The 15,867-nt window shown below is 71.6% G+C and carries 15 protein-coding genes; 5 read left to right on the plus strand and 10 right to left on the minus strand.

The genetic code is table 11. The features are described from left to right. Positions 1-48 precede the first annotated feature (48 nt). Positions 49-885: a uracil-DNA glycosylase gene (locus tag OG623_RS14735; protein ID WP_406146906.1), complete on the minus strand. Its 837-nt coding sequence runs from the start codon at positions 883-885 to the stop codon at positions 49-51. 191 nt (positions 886-1,076) lie between these two features. Between OG623_RS14735 and OG623_RS14740 the strand changes: the two genes are divergently transcribed. After that, positions 1,077-1,457, plus strand: coding sequence for a DUF5980 family protein (locus OG623_RS14740; RefSeq protein ID WP_406151824.1), 381 nt, complete (start codon positions 1,077-1,079; stop codon positions 1,455-1,457). 180 nt (positions 1,458-1,637) lie between these two features. Further along, positions 1,638-3,299 carry a DNA repair helicase XPB gene (locus OG623_RS14745; protein ID WP_406146907.1) on the plus strand — a complete coding sequence of 554 codons (1,662 nt, stop codon included), beginning with the start codon at positions 1,638-1,640 and terminating at the stop codon, positions 3,297-3,299. A 20-nt stretch (positions 3,300-3,319) separates the two neighbouring features. On the opposite strand, the gene OG623_RS14750 is transcribed toward OG623_RS14745, so the two are convergent. Both OG623_RS14750 and OG623_RS14755 read right to left on the minus strand, forming a co-directional pair. Further along, entirely contained in the window at positions 3,320-3,511 is a 192-nt protein-coding gene (locus tag OG623_RS14750; protein ID WP_406146908.1) for a hypothetical protein, read from the minus strand. A 118-nt stretch (positions 3,512-3,629) separates the two neighbouring features. After that, positions 3,630-4,610, minus strand: a complete 981-nt coding sequence (locus tag OG623_RS14755; RefSeq protein WP_406146909.1) for a zinc-dependent alcohol dehydrogenase family protein — start codon at positions 4,608-4,610, stop codon at positions 3,630-3,632. A 179-nt stretch (positions 4,611-4,789) separates the two neighbouring features. Here OG623_RS14755 and OG623_RS14760 point away from each other — a divergent pair, with 179 nt between their 5' ends. The 3 genes from OG623_RS14760 to OG623_RS14770 all read left to right on the plus strand — a co-directional run bounded on the left by OG623_RS14760 (position 4,790) and on the right by OG623_RS14770 (position 8,819). Continuing rightward, on the plus strand, positions 4,790-5,164 hold the full coding sequence (locus tag OG623_RS14760; RefSeq protein ID WP_406146910.1) for a winged helix-turn-helix transcriptional regulator: 375 nt from the start codon (positions 4,790-4,792) through the stop codon (positions 5,162-5,164). 270 nt (positions 5,165-5,434) lie between these two features. Further along, entirely contained in the window at positions 5,435-7,495 is a 2,061-nt protein-coding gene (locus OG623_RS14765; RefSeq protein ID WP_406146911.1) for a HelD family protein, read from the plus strand. Between the two features lie 364 nt (positions 7,496-7,859). After that, on the plus strand, positions 7,860-8,819 hold the full coding sequence (locus OG623_RS14770) for a lytic polysaccharide monooxygenase (protein WP_406146913.1): 960 nt from the start codon (positions 7,860-7,862) through the stop codon (positions 8,817-8,819). A gap of 246 nt (positions 8,820-9,065) precedes the next feature. Here the strand turns inward: OG623_RS14770 and OG623_RS14775 are convergent, their stop codons facing one another. From OG623_RS14775 to OG623_RS14805, 7 genes are all read right to left on the minus strand, one after another. After that, a complete protein-coding gene (locus OG623_RS14775) occupies positions 9,066-9,755 on the minus strand; it encodes a copper homeostasis protein CutC (RefSeq protein ID WP_406146914.1) in 690 nt (229 codons plus the stop codon). Between the two features lie 213 nt (positions 9,756-9,968). After that, a complete protein-coding gene (locus tag OG623_RS14780) occupies positions 9,969-11,387 on the minus strand; it encodes a lipase family protein (RefSeq protein WP_406146915.1) in 1,419 nt (472 codons plus the stop codon). 150 nt (positions 11,388-11,537) lie between these two features. Beyond that, complete coding sequence (locus OG623_RS14785; protein WP_406146917.1) at positions 11,538-12,497, minus strand: CU044_5270 family protein; 960 nt, start codon at positions 12,495-12,497, stop codon at positions 11,538-11,540. Then, positions 12,490-13,146 carry an RNA polymerase sigma factor gene (locus tag OG623_RS14790; RefSeq protein ID WP_406151825.1) on the minus strand — a complete coding sequence of 219 codons (657 nt, stop codon included), beginning with the start codon at positions 13,144-13,146 and terminating at the stop codon, positions 12,490-12,492. The genes OG623_RS14785 and OG623_RS14790 overlap by 8 nt, the downstream gene beginning before the upstream one ends. 226 nt (positions 13,147-13,372) lie before the next feature. Next, on the minus strand, positions 13,373-14,287 hold the full coding sequence (locus OG623_RS14795) for a biotin-dependent carboxyltransferase family protein (protein WP_406146918.1): 915 nt from the start codon (positions 14,285-14,287) through the stop codon (positions 13,373-13,375). Further along, positions 14,284-14,919: an allophanate hydrolase subunit 1 gene (locus OG623_RS14800; protein ID WP_406151827.1), complete on the minus strand. Its 636-nt coding sequence runs from the start codon at positions 14,917-14,919 to the stop codon at positions 14,284-14,286. Before OG623_RS14800 ends, OG623_RS14795 begins: the two co-directional genes overlap by 4 nt. A gap of 80 nt (positions 14,920-14,999) precedes the next feature. After that, positions 15,000-15,749 carry a LamB/YcsF family protein gene (locus tag OG623_RS14805; protein ID WP_406151828.1) on the minus strand — a complete coding sequence of 250 codons (750 nt, stop codon included), beginning with the start codon at positions 15,747-15,749 and terminating at the stop codon, positions 15,000-15,002. Between the last annotated feature and the right edge of the window lie 118 nt (positions 15,750-15,867).

A 15,867-nucleotide genomic window follows, 5' to 3' on the forward strand; every position in this document is an offset into this window, starting at 1 on the left:
ACGGCCCCCGTCCCTTCGGCGGGGGGTTTACGGACACCCATCCGCCCGTTATGCCGGATATCGACGTCCGTAACTCCCACGTGAAAGGGGCGGGGGCTGCGCCGGAACGGGGAGGCCGCCGGCCGTGGCCGCCTCCCGGAGCACGTCGATGAGCATGGGCATGGTGAGCTTGCCCGTGAACGTGTTGCGCTGGCTCGGGTGATAGCTGCCCAGCAGGTGCAGCTCCTGCCTGCGCTCGGTGGCGGGCAGGACGACATGCGCTCCGTGGCCGAAGGCGGGACGCGGGCGTGGGATCTCCCAGCCCGCGTCGGCGAGTACCGGGAGCACCGCCTGCCAGCCGAATCCGCCGAGGACCACCACCGCGCGCAGCCCCGGGCTCAGCAGGTCGAGCTCGGCGGCCAGCCACGGCCGGCAGGTGTCGCGCTCCTGAGGGGTGGGCTTGTTGGCGGGAGGTGCGCAGTGCACGGGAGAGGTGAGGCGGACACCGTGCAGGGTGAGCCCGTCGTCGGCGCTGACCGCGGTCGGCTGCGAGGCGAGGCCCAGGGTGTGGAGTGCGGCGAAGAGGAAGTCGCCGGTCGCGTCACCTGTGAACATCCGGCCGGTCCTGTTGCCGCCGTGCGCGGCGGGCGCGAGCCCGACCACCGCCACCGCGGCGTCCGGCGGACCGAAACCGGGGACGGGCCGCGCCCAGTAGTCCCAGTCCTGGAAGGCCGCCCGCTTGACCTCGGCGGTCTCCTCCCGCCACGCCACCAGCCGGGGGCAGGCGCGGCAGTGCGTGACCAGCGCGTCCAGCTCCCCCAGGCCGGCACACCTGGCCGCGTGGTGGGCCGGGAAGCCCGGGTCGTCGGGGTCCGGCACCCGCCCCGCCACTTCCGCTCCGTCCATCCCTCCACGCTACGGCGGCATCGCGCCTTGTCAGTGGCCACCCGCTGGGTGACACTCCTCGAAATGGCTGCCAGGTCGGTACCGACCGGTAGACATCCGGTAGCTCCTCATGTGCACATGACCAGGAGGTATTGATGAGATCAGCCCAGCGTGGGACCGGCTTACTGTTCGCTCTGTCCGCAGCATGTGTGATGACACTGTCCGGCGCGGTGCAGGCCTCGGCGGCCGACGCGACGGCGACCTGGACCCTGAGTCAGGCGGAACAGCGGATATGCGTCACCCCCGAGCGTGGGTGGCCGAACACCTACTACATCGCCTCCGTCACGGGAAGCTCGGAGAGCCCCATCGATCATGAGATCCGGGAGCTGCCGTCGGGCTCGTTCAGTAACGGCGGCACGATCCACCCCGGCGAGCTGAACCCCAGCGGCAAGTTCCTCGGCTTCGGCCACATATCGATCGCTCCGGCCCCGGTCGGCGAGTACATCGCCCAGATGTGGGCCTCGGACGGCACGACGACCCAGACCGCCCCGTTCCGGATCAGCGTCAAGGAAGACTGCCTGAGCGGAACGTGACGTGAGGTGTCCATGCCGTGGCGCCCGGGTGATCGTCCGGGTGCCACGGCACGTCCTCTCGTCCTCTGTACCGTCCCTCACGCACGGGCCTTCCCTGCCGCGCCCTCCGATGCGGCACACTGGATGTTTGGCCGTTCGCACCCGGGCAGCCACCCCGTAGGAACAGGAAAGGGCCGACGCGTGACCGGACCCCTCATCGTCCAGAGCGACAAGACGCTGCTCCTCGAAGTCGACCACGACCAGGCCGAGGCCTGCCGCCGTGCCATCGCACCCTTCGCCGAGCTGGAGCGTGCCCCCGAGCACATCCACACCTACCGGGTGACTCCGCTCGGCCTGTGGAACGCCCGCGCCGCGGGGCACGACGCCGAGCAGGTCGTCGATGCCCTCGTGGAGTACTCGCGCTACCCCGTGCCGCACGCGCTCCTCGTCGACATCGCCGAGACGATGGCACGGTACGGCCGTCTCACCCTGTCCAAGCACCCCGTCCACGGTCTTGTGCTGACGTCCAACGACCGGCCCGTGCTGGAGGAGATCCTCCGCTCCAAGAAGGTCCAGCCGCTGGTCGGGGCGCGCCTCGACCCGGACACCGTGGCCGTGCACCCCTCCGAGCGCGGCCAGATCAAGCAGACGCTGCTGAAGCTGGGCTGGCCCGCCGAGGACCTCGCCGGGTACGTCGACGGCGAGGCGCACCCGATCGAGCTCGACCAGGAGAGCTGGTCGCTGCGTCCGTACCAGAAGCAGGCGGTCGAAGGCTTCTGGCACGGCGGCTCGGGCGTCGTGGTCCTCCCCTGCGGCGCGGGCAAGACCCTGGTCGGGGCCGGTGCCATGGCCGAGGCCAAGGCGACCACGCTGATCCTGGTCACCAACACCGTGTCCGCCCGGCAGTGGAAGCACGAGCTGGTGAAGCGGACCTCGCTGACCGAGGAGGAGATCGGCGAGTACAGCGGTACGCGCAAGGAGATCCGGCCGGTCACCATCGCCACGTACCAGGTGCTGACCACTCGCCGTAAGGGGATCTACCCGCACCTGGAGCTGTTCGACTCGCGGGACTGGGGTCTCGTGATCTACGACGAGGTGCACCTGCTGCCCGCTCCCGTCTTCAAGTTCACCGCCGACCTCCAGGCCCGACGGCGCCTCGGGCTCACCGCGACGCTGGTGCGTGAGGACGGGCGGGAGTCGGACGTCTTCTCGCTCATCGGGCCCAAGCGGTTCGACGCCCCGTGGAAGGAGATCGAGGCGCAGGGCTACATCGCGCCCGCCGACTGCGTCGAGGTCAGGGTCAATCTGACGGACACGGAACGCCTCGCCTACGCGACGGCGGAGGCCGAGGAGAAGTACCGGTTCTGCGCGACGACCGCGACGAAGCGGAAGGTCACCGAGGCGCTCGTACGCAGGCACCAGGGCGAGCAGACCCTCGTCATCGGGCAGTACATCGACCAGCTCGATGAGCTCGGTGAGCATCTGGACGCCCCGGTGATCAAGGGCGAGACGAGCAATGCGCAGCGGGAGAAGCTGTTCGAGGCGTTCCGTCAGGGCGAGATCAGCGTGCTGGTCGTGTCGAAGGTCGCGAACTTCTCGATCGACCTGCCGGAGGCGACGGTCGCCATCCAGGTGTCGGGGACGTTCGGCTCACGCCAGGAGGAGGCGCAGCGGCTCGGCCGGGTGCTCAGGCCGAAGGCTGACGGGCACGAGGCGCGGTTCTATTCGGTGGTCGCCCGCGACACGATCGACCAGGACTTCGCGGCCCACCGCCAGCGGTTCCTGGCCGAGCAGGGATACGCGTACCGGATCGTCGATGCGGACGAGCTGCTCGCGGGGAGCCCGGAGAGTCCGGAGAGCTGACGGGACGGGGGCGTCCTGGGTCAGTGGTGGCGGCGGACGATGCCCGCCTCCTCCTCGTACTCCCCGAGTACGGCCACACCGAACGCGGCGCGCGCGAAGACCGATACGGCGCGCACCGCGTTCCCCATACGGTGGCTCTGCGGTTGACCGGTGGCCGCGGTCGCGCCGTGTGCCGGGCCGGTCCTGCGGGGGTTCAGGTAAACGCTGCTCATGTATCCATGGTGCTCCGGGCCCCCGTGTCACTGCATCGGCCCATGGGTCTAAAGTCCCGTGCGTTCCTATCGGCCTAAAGTTGCACGCGGTCCCCTACGGGGGAGGGACGCATCCCGTTCACACGGTGACGACGATCTTGCCGATCTGGTGGCCCTCCTCCAGGTGCCGGTGCGCGTCGACGATGTCGTCGAGGCCGAACACCGTGTCGACGGTGGGCCGCAGCACGCCGGTGCGCAGTCCTGCGTCCAGGAACGCCGCGATACGGCGCACCACCGTGGGGTTGAGCGTGTGCTCGAAGCTGGCGTGACGAAGGATGGTGCGGGGCCCTGCCATCGGGAACGGCGCGGGCCGGCCGTCCAGCCGGCCGACGGTCACCAGAGTCCCGCCTGGCTCCGCCGCCTTGACCAGATCGGCCAGTCCCGGCCCCATGACCGAGTCCAGGATGATGTCGGCGCCGGCCCCTCCGGTGTGCCGGTGGGTGGCCTCGGCCACGTCCTCCTCGTCGGTGGCGATGACGGCGGCGGCTCCGGCGGCCAGCAGGCCGTCCTTCTTCGCACTGCGCCGGGTGACCGCCAGGGGCACGGCGCCGATCTGGCGGGCCACCTGGATGGCGGCCAGGCCGACGGAGCTGGAGGCCGCGGTGATCAGGACATGGTCGCCGGGCCGCATCCCGGCCTTCTCGATCAGCGCGCCGTACGCCGTGGAGTACGCCACCCACAGAGCCGCGGCCGCGGTGGCGTCCAGTCCGGCGGGCCGGGCGATGGCGGTGCCGGCCGGCACGGTGACGTATTCGGCGTAGGTGCCGTTGAGGTCCATCTCGGGGACCGCGGTGATGATCACCGCGTCACCGACCGCATGGCCCTCGACTCCGGGGCCCACGGCGTCGATGATGCCGGTCCCTTCGCAGCCCAGCCGGGCGTGGGGCAGGCGGAAGGGCCCGGGGTAGTGGCCGGTACGCATCATCTGGTCGAGCCGGTTGACGCCGATGGCCTCGATCTTGATCCGCACCTCGCCGGCGGCGGGCCCGACGACCGGTTCATCGACGATGTGCAGGACGTCAGGGGCACCGGTCTCGTCGAATACGACTACGCGTGGCATGGGGTGAACCGTCCTTCTGTCCATGGGGTGCTGTCCGTGGGGTGCTGTGTGTGCGGTGGCGCGTTGATGCGTGCTGTTCTGCCGGCTGCTGTGCTGGTGCACTGCTCAGCTCCGCGCTGCTCTGCCGCACACAGACGAAATTACTGAGCCGGCAGGTACCTCCTGGTACCTTCCCCTCCATGACTCACCCGGCCGGAGATGTCTTCCTCGCCGATTGCCCGGCCCGGCTGGCGATCGAGATCATCACCGACAAGTGGGCCGTGGTCGTGGTCTTCGCACTCAGCCGGCGGCCGTGTCGCCACGGTGAGCTCGTCACCCTCATCGGCGGCATCTCACGCAAGGTCCTCACCCAGACGCTGCGCAGGCTCCAGGGCTACGGCCTCGTCGAGCGGCACGCGTACACCGATGCGCCCGCGCGCATCGAGTACAACCTGACCGACCTCGGCCGGACGCTCGTGGTGCCCATCGCCGCCCTGACGGAGTGGGCGACCCTGCACGGCGAAGCCGTCGTCGACTTCCAGGAGTCGGAGCAGGACGGGTCCGCCGACCGGTAATTGGCGCCGGACGGTGGAGGCCACGATCAATTCGTTCGCCTCCGGCGGCGACGGTCGATACAATCGCCGGTCTGCCCGCCTCCCGCACCGTGGTACCGGCCAGCCCTTCGAGCGGCCGGCAGCCGGGGGAGCGCCGCCGACCGGACGGAAACCGGCCGACAACAGCCGCACGCACCCCACCCGCGTGCGCATCTGTGTGTGAACGTCCCCGAGCGGACCGGGCGGTGAGCCCTGTCCGCCGTCCTGCGTCGAAAAGCCGGAGGCAACACCGTGCCCGCGCACGAAGAGTCAAGCAATCCACTGGTCAGGGAGCGGGAGCATCTCGCCGCGTCCCGTGCCGCGCTGCGCGCCATGCGTGAGGACGTGCAGGCACTCGATATCCGCGACGTCACAGCGAACTGGGTCAACGCCGCAGTCCTCCAAGCGCAGATGGACGACCGCATCAAGGCGCTCGCCGACCTCGCCCACACCCCGCTGTTCTTCGGGCGCCTCGACTATCTGCACGAGGTCGGCGCCGAGAAGGCGGAGGGTTCGGAGGGAGAGCAGTTCTACATCGGGCGCCGCCATGTCCACGATGCCCATGGCGATCCGATGGTCATCGACTGGCGCGCGCCGGTCTCCCAGCCCTTCTACCAGGCGTCCAGGAACAACCCGCTGGACGTCGACCGCCGGCGGCGCTTCGGTTACACCGGCGGTGAGCTGACCGCGTACGAGGACGAGCACCTCACCGACCCCGCGGAGACAGAGCAGACCAGCAACCTCCTCCAGACGGAGATCGAGCGGCCCCGTGTCGGTCCGATGCGTGACATCGTGGCGACGATCCAGCCGGAGCAGGACGAGATCGTCCGCAGTGACCTCGGCGGAACGGTGTGTGTCCAGGGCGGTCCGGGGACCGGCAAGACAGCTGTCGGTCTGCACCGTGTCGCGTACCTCCTGTACGCGCACCGCGAGCGCCTCGCCCGCACCGGCACGCTCGTCGTCGGCCCGAACCGGTCGTTCCTCCACTACATCGAGCAGGTCCTGCCCGCGCTCGGCGAGCTCGATGTGCGACAGGCGACGGTCGAGGACCTGGTGGCGGCGCGCGTCGATGTGCGTGGTCAGGACGAGTCCGGCGCGGCGGTGATCAAGGGCGACGCCCGGATGGCGGAGGTCCTGCGGCGGGCGATCCGCTCGCACGTGACACCGCCGGTGGAACCGGTCGTGGTGGTGCGCGGCTCGCGTCGCTGGAGGATTCCCGCGTACGAGGTCGAGGAGATGACCACCGAGCTGCTGGCCCGCGACATGCGGTACGGGGCCGCCCACGAGGCGCTTCCGCAACGGATCGCCCACGCCGTCCTCGTACGGATGGAGGAGGCGGGCGAGGCACCGGACGACCGGGTGCAGAGCGCGGTGGCGCGCAATCCGGCGGTGAAGGCCGCCGTGAAGGCGGTCTGGCCCGCGGTGGATCCGACGAAGCTCGTGCTGCGGCTGCTGACCGACGCGGAGTTCCTGGCCACGCACGCGGAGGGGATCCTCACCGGCGACGAGCAGAAGCAGATCCTGATGGCCAGGCCCGCCCGCAGTGTGAAGTCGGCGAAGTGGACGGCGGCCGACGCGGTCCTGATCGACGAGGCGGCCGACCTGGTGGCCCGCACGCACTCGCTGGGCCATGTGGTCATCGACGAGGCGCAGGACCTGTCCCCGATGCAGTACCGCGCGGTGGGCCGGCGCTGCTCGACCGGTTCGGCGACGGTGCTCGGTGACCTGGCGCAGGGGACGACACCCTGGTCGACGGAGAGCTGGGAGCAGGCTCTGTTCCATCTCGGCAAGACGGACGCGCTGGTGGAGGAGCTCACTGCCGGGTTCCGTGTGCCGCGCGAGGTGATCGCGTACGCCTCCCGGCTGCTTCCGGCGATCTCGCCCGGCCTCGCCCCTGTGGAGTCGGTGCGTGAGACGCCCGGTTCGCTCGCGGTACGTGAGGTGGCGACGGCCGGTGAGCTGGACGCGGCGGTGGTCGCGGCGTGCGAGGAGTCGCTGCGCCACGAGGGCTCGATCGGGCTGATCACCGCCGATGCCCGCGTACCCGCACTGGCGGCGGCACTGGACGCCGCCGGACACGGGCATCTCTCCCCCGGTGAGGAGACGACGGCCGCCTCCCGGCTGACCCTGGTACCGGCCTCGCTGGCCAAGGGCCTTGAGTACGACTACGTGGTGCTGGACGAACCGGCGGCCGTGGTCGACGGCGAGCCCGACGAACGCACGGGCCTGCGGCGGCTGTACGTGGCGCTGACCCGTGCGGTGTCGGGCCTGATCGTGCTGCACGCGGCGCCTCTGCCGGAGAGGCTGGCGTAGGGGACGGGCTCAGGGGCCACGGGCTCAGAGGGTTGGTTAGGGGCTTGGGGCTTGGGGCTTGGGGCTTGGGGCTTGGGGCTTGGGAGGGCCGTAAGCCCCACCCCTCCGGGGAAGTTGAGGCAGGCGCTGCACGGGCGTTTACAGACCACCCGGCGCGCGCTACGTTGATGGGAGCGCTCCCATAAGCCTCTGCTCCCCCCCATCCGCACGACCCGACGAGAGGTCGGCCGCCGGGCCAGGGACTGCCCGGGGGCACACAGCTCCATGCGCACGAGCGGGTCACCAGGGTCATCTGCCCCAACAGAGAATCCCGAAGGAGATCAACCTCATGGCCATGCGAAACGTCATCCGAAGAACAGCTCGGATGCGCACCCCACGCACGCTGAGCTTCCTGGGAGCCGGCCTCCTGGCCCTCACCCTGGCCGGGCTCCCCTCCCCCGCGTCCGCCCACGGCGTCGCCATGGAGCCCGGCTCACGCACCTACCTCTGCTACCAGGACATGGTCGCGAGCTCCAACCAGACCCCGTCCAACCCGGCCTGTGCCGCCGCGGTCGCGGAGACCGGCACCACACCGCTGTACAACTGGTTCGGCGTCCTGGACTCCAACGGCGGCGGTCAGACCGCCGGTTACATCCCCGACGGCCAGCTGTGCAGCGGCGGCACCAAGGGCCCGTACGACTTCACCTCGTACAACGCGGCCCGTGACGACTGGCCGACGACGCATCTCACCTCGGGCTCCACCATCGAGGTGCAGTACAGCAACTGGGCCGCGCACCCGGGCAAGTTCAACGTCTACATCACCAACGACGGCTGGTCGCCCGACCAGCCCCTGGCGTGGGACGACCTGACGCTCACCCAGACCGTGGACAACCCGCCGCAGGTGGGCGGTGCGGGCTCGGACGGAGGCCACTACTACTGGGACCTCCAGCTCCCCGCGGGCAAGTCCGGCAAGCACATGATCTTCATCCACTGGATCCGCTCCGACAGCCAGGAGAACTTCTACTCCTGCTCCGACGTCGACTTCGACGGCGGGAACGGAGAGGTCACCGGCCTGAGCGGCGGCCAGATGTCGGGCGAGGAACTCGCCGCGGCCGCGGAGAAGTCCGGCACCCAGGCCGCACCGGCCCACGCCGACCACGCCGCACACGCGGGTGACGCCGTAGCGGCCGACAAGGCCGGCCTGGTGGCCTCCACACAGGACTCGTCGGCCGGTTATCTGCCCGCCGCGACGGCGATCTCCCTGACCGGCGCCGCCCTGGCGTTCGGCGCGGGAGCTGTGGCCCAGAGCCGACGTCGCCGCCGGCAGGCCGGACAGAGCCACTGACCGGACCCGGAGCCCACCGACCGCACAGAGCCACCGCCCGGACCCGGAACCCACCGACCGAGCGGGACCACTGACCGAACGAAACCACTGACCGGTCGGATCCACCGACCGAACGAAACCACTGACCGGTCGGATCCACCGACCGAACCGCTGACCGTGGGGCATCCGTCCCCGGGCCCGAGCCGTGACCCCCGGCCCGGGTTCGCCCCACCGGCCCCCGGCGCCTGGACGCGGCCCCGGGGGCCTTCAGCTGTCCAGCACCGCACGCCATTCGCGTACCGCGTCGGCGTCCACCGGGCCGCTCCAGCCGCCGGGCCGCGCCGCGCTTCCGATGTGGAAGGCGTCGATGCCCGCGGCACGCAGGCGCGGCAGATGGTCGAGGCGCAGGCCGCCGCCCACCATGATCCGGGCTTCGTAGCCGGGCTGGTCCGCGCGCGCCACCTCGGCGAGCAGCGTGTCCATGCCCTCGTCGACACCGTTCGGCGAGCCCGCCGTGAGGTAGGTGTCGAGGCCCGGCAGGTCGGCGAGGTGCTTGCGCAGCACGTCGCGGTCGGTCGCGCGGTCGATGGCGCGGTGGAAGGTCCACGCGCAGCCGTTCAGCTCGGCGACCAGCCGCTCGACGGCCACCAGATCGGCGTGACCGTCCTGGTCGAGGAAGCCCAGGACGAACTCCTCGGCACCCGCGGCGCGCAACGCGCGGGCCTTACCCACGAGGACGTCGATGTCACCGGCCGCGAACCCGTCCGCGACCCTGAGCATGACGCGCAGCGGGATCCGGACGGCGTCCCGGATCGCCGCGAAGTCCATGATCGAGGGCGTCAGTCCGTCGGCCGCCATGTCGGTGACCAGTTCGAGACGATCCGCACCCCCCGCCTGCGCCGCGACCGCGTCCTCCGCGTCGAGGGCGATCACCTCCAGGAGTGCACGGTTACTCATGGTGTTCCCATCCTTCGGAGCGGCACGGACTACAGGTCTAGTCCAATAACCAGACTACGGGTCCGCCACCCGAGGCGCAGCTCCCCATGTGAACGCACACGTGAAGATACGCGAGGCCGCGGCGGCATCCGGTGATCGGACGCGCCGCGGCCTCAGGGATCGCAGAAGGCACGGGGAAGGGACAGGGGAAAGGGTCCCCGAGGGTGGAGAACCTCAGGGCTGGATCGGCATCGACGCGCAGTTGGAGGATGCCTTCTTGCCGGCGAGGCGGTCGGTCAGCCACGAGATGGCGCTGCCCTGGTCTGCGAGGAGCGGGGCGATGTGATTGGTGAGGATCTTGTCGCCGAGGTTGGGCAGCAGGACGGCCTTGTACGTCACGTCACCGCCCCGACCGCACCAGTCCACCGCGAGCTGCCTGGCCTGCTTGTGACCGACGATGTCGTCGTGCACTCCGGTCGCGAGCCGCACCGGAGCCGTCGGCTTCAGCTTGCCGATGCGCTGCTGGTCGAGGATCGCCTGCAGCTTCGGCTCGGCCGCGATGATGTCGGCGAGCGGCTTGCCGTTCGCGGTCCACTTCTTGCTGTTGGTGAAGGCGTAGCCGAGGATCGCGTCGCCCACACACATGGTCGAGGTGTCCTTCAGCGCGGCCTTGCCCGCGTCGTTCGTGTTGGCCTCGACGACCGCCTCCAGGGACGGGTCGGACTGGGCGAACCCGTTGATCGACCAGCCCAGCGCACCCGCGAGCGCGCTGCCGTCTATGCCTTTCATGACCTCGGTGAGGTCGGCGGGCGGAGCGCCCGCGTAGGTGCCCGCCAGGTTGACGTCGGGTGCGTACGACGCCTGGAGTTCGGCCGCCGCCGCACTGGCGCCGCCGCCCTGGCTGTAGCCGTAGAGCCCGACCCGCGAGTCGGGAGTGATCGAGGCACCCGCGACGGAGCGGGCCGCGCGGGCCGCGTCCAGGAGGGCGTGACCCTCGTCGACGCGGTTGACGTAGGTGTGGAGCCGGTCGGTCGTGCCGAGGCCTGCGTAGTCGGTGACGACGACGGCGGCGCCGGATGCGAGGAGGCGGTAGACCGCGATGTTGTCGTAACCGATGGACACCGTGCCCTCGCCGATGCTCAGCGGGTGTTCGAGGGCCAGCGAAGGGGCGCACTGGTCGCCCTGGCCCATAGTCCCCGAGGCCAGCGCCACCAGGGGGCGGGGGCCGTCGCCCTTCCAGGCCGCGGACGGCTCGATGTACGCACCGGTAACGGCGACGGGCCCGCCACCCGCGTCGGTGGACTTGTACATCAGCCGCGTCGCGGTGCCCGGCATCTGACGGCCATCCAGGCCGGGGAGGCTCAGCCCGAGGGGCAGTTCCTCCGTACGGACGAGGTCCCCGTCGGCGGAGGGCAGCTGCGCCGGCGGGTCGTAGAAGTCGGGGACGGCCGCTCCCCGGGAGGCGGCCGTCGTCGATCCGGCAGCGGCGTCGGCGGCGGAGGCCGGCAGGGCCACCGCGCCCAGACAGGCTGCGGCCACCGACGCGACCAACAGGCGGCCCGTACGGCGTCCCGGCCGACGGGGTTCCTGAAGGTCCGGGAGGTGGGGGGTGTTCACGGTCGAGCTCGAACGGGTGGTCTTGCGCGGACTCACGGCTCACTCCTCGCTCTGCTCCGATGAATGTCAGCGCAAGCTAGCACTGCGGAGTTACCCGAGGTAACTCGTCGGTAAGTTACGCTTCGGTAACGTAAAGGGGGCAGGCCCGGCCCCCCGACCGCCCTGCCCCCGGCTCTGATGCGTACGTCAGCGGGGCCGCTGCCCGAGACCGTCCACGACGCCGGACTTCACGAGCGCCCTGACCTCGATGTACTTCTCGCCGCCCGTCAGTTCCTTGCCGGCCGAGCGCGCCCCCTTCACGCCCTCCATCCGCAGCCCCAGGTAGGCGTACGTGTCCCGCTCGAAGACGGGGCCGAACGACGCCCGGCGGTGCGAGACCCCGATCCCGTGCCGGCCCAGCGCGTCCACCTCGTCGTCCTCCAGCACGATGCCGGGCAGCTCGGCGAGCGCGTCGAAGGCGGCGGCCTGGAGTCCCGGCGGCATGACCCGGGGACCCCGCATCAGCATGACCAGGTCCATGTAGGCCGACTGCACGTCGAGTTCCGTGGACAGGCCCCCGTGCCCGAGCTCCCGCAGGAGGACCTTCGGATCGGTCGGCAGCTTCGCCAGCTTCGCGTACTCGGTGGGCGGCCACTGCACCGAGTGGGCATCCGGGGGCTCGTCCTTGACCCGCCCGCTGTAGACGTACCGGGAGAGCCGGGAGCCGTCCACGGAGATCCAGAACTCGTCCATGTGCGTCGTCTGCTTCCCGCTCTTCAGCGGGGTCCGCGTGTAGACCTCCATGGCGTAGAGGTACTGGTCGTCACGCGGCGCCTTCGTCCCGGCGCCGTCCGCGCGCGTCCGGTCCGCCGCGCGGTGCAACACCTGCGCCGCGGACAGCATGGACCCGCCCGTACGACCGCCCCGACCGTCCCGACCGCCGGTGGCACCGTCGGGGCCGCCCTTGGCCACGACGACCGTCCCGGCCGCTGCGGCTGCCAGCGCGGTGAAGGAGGTACGCAGCACCAGCCGCCTGGACAGCAGGCCGGTCCGCCGGCCCTCCCGTTCCATGGCGTCCGCCAGCCGGGCGCGGCCCGCGGCACGGGCGTCCGTGGTGAGCGCGGGCACATCGGCCTCCAGCTCCCGCAGCGCGGTGAGGTCATCCATGGCCGGGCTCCTCGTGCTCGTCGTACAGGCGGGTGGGATCCGAACCGCCCAGCGCCTCACGGAGTTTCTTCCTGGCCCGGTGCAGCCGCGAGCGCACGGTGCCCACGGGCACACCGAGTGCCTCTGCCGCCTCCGCGTAGTCGAGGTCGCCCCAGGCGATGACCAGCAGCACGTCCCGGTAGCGGGCGGGCAACGCCGCGAGTGCGCCGGCGAGTTCACCGCGTACGCCCTCGGCGCTGACCCTGGCGGCCACCCGGTCCGCCAGGGGCTCGCCTTCACCGCTCGCGTCGCCGCTCCCGTCGCCGGGGCCGGTGGACGCGGCGCGTGACAGCGCCCGCAGCCGTCTGGCCTCGGCGCGCCGATGCCCTCCCACCAGGTTCGTGACGATGCCGTACAGCCAGGGCCGGGCCTGGGGCCTCGAAAGGTCGTACCGTCGGCGCTGCTGGAAGGCGATCACGAAGGTCTCGGCCATCAGGTCGTCGGCCGCCTCGGTGCCGAGCCGCCGGGCCGCGTACCGGTGGATGTCCTGCGCGTACCGGTCGAACAGTGCGGCGAAGGCGTCGGGGTTTTCCAAGGACCGCCGAACGACCGAGGCATCGGACTCGGCGCAGTCACCCTCCGCCTCTCGCGCCTCCCCCTCCCGCGCCACCCCCTCCGTCTCCCGCGACACCCCCTCCGGCTTCCGCTTCCACGCCGTCTCCGCCCCTTCCGCCCCCTCTGCCCCCTTCGTCCCTTCGGCACCGGGGTGTTCGGTCGGCTGCCGGACTTCGAGGCCCGGTGGGGCGGTCACTGGTCGGCTCCTGCGCACATGGGCTTCCCTCGAAGAGGCGGGCTCGGTCATCTCCTGTTGGCCGATCCCCGCATCCGGGTTCCCGTCACGCCCGTACGAATCGCACGGGGGTCCCCGGGACCGCCTGCGCCGCCCCCGCCAGCGCGGCTTCGGCGATCACGCCCACGACCGGATAACCGCCCGTCGTCGGATGGTCGTTGAGGAACACCACGGGATGCCCGTCCGGCGGCACCTGCACGGCGCCCAGCACCATGCCCTCGCTGGGCAGTTCATCGTCCCTCGCGCGCCGCAGGGCCGGTCCCTCCGTGCGCAGCCCGATCCGGTTGCTCCGCTCCGAGACCCGGTACACGGCGGTCGTCAGCGTGCGCAGGGCATCCTCGGTGAACCAGCCGTCGCGCGGGCCCCGGTGCAGGGGCAGCACCAGTTCGGCGGGGACTCCCGGCCAGGGGACGGTGTCGGCGCACGGGACACCGCCGGACCGCCCCGGCGGCAGCGCGTCACCCCCACGCAGGACCGGCGGCGGGCCGAGCGGCAGGACGTCGCCCTCGCGCAGGACCGGCGGGCCGAGCCCCGAGAGCAGATCGGCGGATCGGCTGCCGAGCACCGGCTCGGGTACCAGGCCGCCCGCGAACGCCAGATAGCCGCGCAGCCCGTACTCCGCGGGCCCCGCCTCCAGCACCGCGCCCCCGGGCACCAGGACCGGCGCGCCCCAGGCTGCGGGACGGCCGTCCACGATGACGCGGCATCCGGCTCCGCCGACGACGGCGAGCACCGGCCGCGCTCCGGTGACCCGGACCGCGCACCCGCTGAGTGTGGTCTCCAGCACGGCCGCGTCCTGCGCATTGCCGACCAGCCGGTTGGCCAGCCGCCGTGCGGGCCCGTCCAGCGCCCCGGACCTCGGTACGCCGAGGTGCGCGAAACCGGCCCTGCCGTCGTCCTGCACCGTGGTCAGGGCGCCGGCTCTGACCACTTCCAGCCCTGGTTCAGGCGCCTGGCTCACCCGGGCACCTCCGCCGGCACGAAGCGCACCCGGGCCCCGGGCCTGAGCAGCGCCGCGGGCTCCCGCCCCGGATTCCACAGGGCCTCAGGACCCGGCATCCGGCCGATGAGCTGCCAACCGCCGGGCGTGGGGCGCGGATAGACCCCGGTGTACGGCCCTGCGACGGCCAGCGCCCCGGCCGGCACCCGGGTCCTGGGCGTGGCCCGCCGCTCGACGTTCAAGTGCGCGGGCAGGCCCGTGAGATACCCGAAGCCGGGCGCGAACCCGCAGAAGGCCACCCTGAATTCCGTACGGGCATGGATGCGGGACACCTCACCGACATCGACACCCCACGCCCCCGCCACATCCGCGAGGTCCGGACCGTCGTAGACCACGGGTATCTCGACGACCTCCCCCGCACCCCGCTCCAGCGGCGGCACGGTCCATGTCCGCAACCGCCCCGCGAGCGCCGGATCCGCCACCCCGTCCAGCAGCACCGTCCGGGCGCCGGGGACGATCTCGCGTACGCCTGGGAGCTCCCCGGCGGCCCGGCGGCGCAGCAGCTCCGCGTGGAACGCCTCCGCGTCCTCCGCCGAGCCCAGCTCCACGAGCAACGCATGCGGCCCCGCGGCCAGCACACGCACCCCGCTCACCGTGTCCACCCTGCTCGCCTCGTCCCCGCCGTCACCGCCGCTGTCCCCGTCGCCGTCCCCGCCGTAGCCGTCTCTGTCGCTCATGAGAACGCCCGTATCCGCACGCCCGCCCCCTCCAGCGCCGTACGGACCCGCCGGGCGAGTGCGGCGGCGCCCGGGGTGTCCCCGTGGACGCACAGTGACCTGGCCGCGAGGGCTATCCGGCTGCCGTCCACCCCGGTCACGGCCCCCTGTACGGCCATGCCGACACTGCGCCGTACGACCTCGTCCGCGTCATGCACCACCGCGCCTGCCTCCCCGCGCGGGACAAGCGTGCCGTGCGGGGTGTACGCGCGATCGGCAAAGGCCTCCTCGACAGCGGTCAGACCCGCCGCCTCCGCATGGGCGAGCAGCCGCGAACCGGGCAGCCCGAGCACCGCAGGGCTGCCGCCCGCGAGCCGCACGCCCGCGACGACGGCGGCGGCCTGCTCCTCGTCCCGGACAACACGGTTGTAGAGAGCGCCGTGCGGCTTCACGTACGAGACCGTGGACCCTGCCGCCTCCGCGAACACCCGCAGGGCGCCGACCTGGTACGCGACCTCGGCCGCCAGTTCGCCCGCCGGCACATCCATGGCGCGCCGCCCGAACCCGGCCAGATCGCGGTAGGAGACCTGCGCCCCGATGCGTACGCCCCGCTCGGCCGCCGTGTCGCAGACCCGCCGCATCACGGACGCGTCGCCCGCGTGGAAACCACAGGCCACATTGGCGCTGGTGACACAGGTCAGCAGCGCCTCGTCCTCGGTGAGGGTCCAGCGTCCGAACCCCTCACCCAGGTCCGCGTTGAGATCGATGAGATACGGGGACTCCGCCGGTTCCGTCACGGCCGAACGCTAACCAGCGGCCGCCCCGCCCGACAAGGACCCCGAGGCCCCCGGCCGGCAAGGAGCCCCCCGGCCCTACAGTTCGGAC

The organism is Streptomyces sp. NBC_01012 (assembly GCF_045162755.1).
In the GTDB taxonomy this organism is placed as follows: Bacteria; Actinomycetota; Actinomycetes; order Streptomycetales; family Streptomycetaceae; genus Streptomyces.

Bases quoted from the DNA above. Each gene is read 5' to 3' on its own strand.
- OG623_RS14735 (WP_406146906.1), bottom strand. From the start codon at position 885: ATGGACGGAGCGGAAGTGGCGGGGCGGGTGCCGGACCCCGACGACCCG.
- OG623_RS14750 (WP_406146908.1), bottom strand. From the start codon at position 3,511: ATGAGCAGCGTTTACCTGAACCCCCGCAGGACCGGCCCGGCACACGGC.
- OG623_RS14760 (WP_406146910.1), top strand. From the start codon at position 4,790: ATGACTCACCCGGCCGGAGATGTCTTCCTCGCCGATTGCCCGGCCCGG.
- OG623_RS14740 (WP_406151824.1), top strand. From the start codon at position 1,077: ATGACACTGTCCGGCGCGGTGCAGGCCTCGGCGGCCGACGCGACGGCG.
- OG623_RS14770 (WP_406146913.1), top strand. From the start codon at position 7,860: ATGCGCACCCCACGCACGCTGAGCTTCCTGGGAGCCGGCCTCCTGGCC.
- OG623_RS14785 (WP_406146917.1), bottom strand. From the start codon at position 12,497: ATGGATGACCTCACCGCGCTGCGGGAGCTGGAGGCCGATGTGCCCGCG.
- OG623_RS14755 (WP_406146909.1), bottom strand. From the start codon at position 4,610: ATGCCACGCGTAGTCGTATTCGACGAGACCGGTGCCCCTGACGTCCTG.
- OG623_RS14775 (WP_406146914.1), bottom strand. From the start codon at position 9,755: ATGAGTAACCGTGCACTCCTGGAGGTGATCGCCCTCGACGCGGAGGAC.